The sequence below is a fragment of the Massilia sp. TSP1-1-2 genome, from assembly GCF_049896185.1.
Taxonomy (GTDB): Bacteria; Pseudomonadota; Gammaproteobacteria; order Burkholderiales; family Burkholderiaceae_D; genus Telluria_A.
This window is the reverse complement of record NZ_JAFCTU010000080.1, coordinates 1-1,710: the sequence shown is the minus strand read 5'-3', so window position 1 is coordinate 1,710 and position 1,710 is coordinate 1. Positions and strand designations below refer to the sequence as shown.

Annotated in this window: 2 protein-coding genes; both read right to left on the bottom strand. The window is 59.5% G+C overall.

All coding sequences use genetic code 11. From position 1 onward, the window contains the following. A partial coding sequence (locus ACP7BV_RS26855) for a sensor histidine kinase (protein ID WP_426107953.1) occupies nucleotides 1-1,072 on the bottom strand: 1,072 nt, incomplete at its 3' end. 334 nt (nucleotides 1,073-1,406) lie between these two features. Further along, nucleotides 1,407-1,710, bottom strand: a 304-nt coding sequence (locus ACP7BV_RS26850) for a hypothetical protein (protein WP_426107952.1), incomplete at its 5' end; no start/stop codon positions are given.

Here is a 1,710-nt window from a genome sequence, read left to right as displayed (position 1 = left end):
GGACTGTCCCGCCATGCATCGCCACCACGTTTTGCACCACGTTCAAGCCAACGCCAAGGCCCCCTTCCGAGCGCGCGAGCGAGCGCGGACCTTGCGTGAACAAGCCAAATATGCTGGAGATAATTTCTGGCGAAATACCCGCCCCGTTGTCGGCGATGCTGATTTTGACTGTTGCGCCCTGGACCCAGGCGCGCACGACAATCGTGCCGCCGTCCTGAGTGAACTTCGATGCGTTGACCAACAGGTTGGAAAATACTTGCGCCAGACGCACCGGGTCGCCATAGAGCACGATATCGTCGGACGGAACATGCAGTTCAAGTTGCTGGCTGCGCTCGTTGATTCGCAACTGCACAGTTTCGACTGCGCTTGAGAGTTGCTCTGCCAACAGAATCGGACTGCACGCCAAAGTAATTTTCCCGCTATTGATACGGGCCGCATCGAGTAAATCATCGAGCAGGCGGGAAAGGTGCGAAACCTGGCGTTCGATTGTTTTTTGCACGCTCAACAATTGGGCCGAGGGCGCTGCAATTTTTCCCAGTATCGCCCCCGCCATACTGATGGGCGCGAGGGGATTGCGCAATTCGTGCGCCAGCATCGCCAGAAATTTGTTTTGCCGGGTATTGGCGGCCTCGGCCTCCTCGCGCAAGCTCTGGGCTTCGAAGGTCGCCAGGACCAGATTCTGGTTCACGCCACAGAGCAGTCGATTGTGCTCCAAAAGCGCGTCCCGTTCGGCCTCCACGGCGCGCAGGCGCGCCACTTCGTCGGCAAGGCCAGCCAGGGCCACATCCTCTTGGGCGCCGCTTGCCTGTTCCCATTGCGCTGGCTGCGGCGCCGGGTAGGAGAGATGGTTTTTCCGGGCCGGGCAGTCGGCCCCGGCTGGCTCGACAGACAATCGGCTGCCAGGCGCGGCTTGACCAGCATCCACTTCTTCACGGGTGCCGGCAACGCCAAAAATGTGATCTTGGTCCACCATAATAAGACTTTCGTATGCAGCGCCATTGCGCACGCCAAGGCTCGATGAAACCACAAAAAGCGCCACCGTGCCGCGCAAGTGCGCGCGCAGAAGTCGCACGCGTCATGTTGAACGATCACGGAAGAAGCCGAACTTGAATTTAAACAATAGAATATTGGCATCGCTGCGTCTGTGGGATAGCACACATTGGCACGGGCCATGGTGGAGCCGTTAGCGCGAATGGGAACAGTGTGCGCTCGCGCGGCGTAGCGCTGCGCGCCTCGATGGAAGTGATGATGTGCGTGCGGCGCTAAGCACGCTGATCGCGCTGGCCGTCCTGGCCGTCCTGGTACACGCGCTGCTGCGCGGCCAGAAAACAGGACCTTGCAGCACGGCTCGCGCAATCACGCATCGCGCGCAGCACGAGCGCCCTTGCCGGTGTTAAGGCTACCGTTCAGGGTTCGACATTGATACGCAAGCTCACCCGACGACTCGATGGGTTGGCTCTGTCGGTGTAGTTGATGCTCTCTGCAATATAACGGTAGGAGGTGCCACTGCCGCTTGTGCGCGCAGGGATCGTGAGCCCGCCCGGAAAACAGCCGCTGATGCCTTGGGCCAGTACTTGAGCCTGTTCGTCGGCATCCTCATCGCTTCCCAATTTCCAGTTGCAACTAAAGAAATCCGGTGACTGTTCAGCCGCTATGCTGCGAGCTGGATAGGATTGCCTGTGAAGGCCCGAAGCAAGACCTCCAGCATTC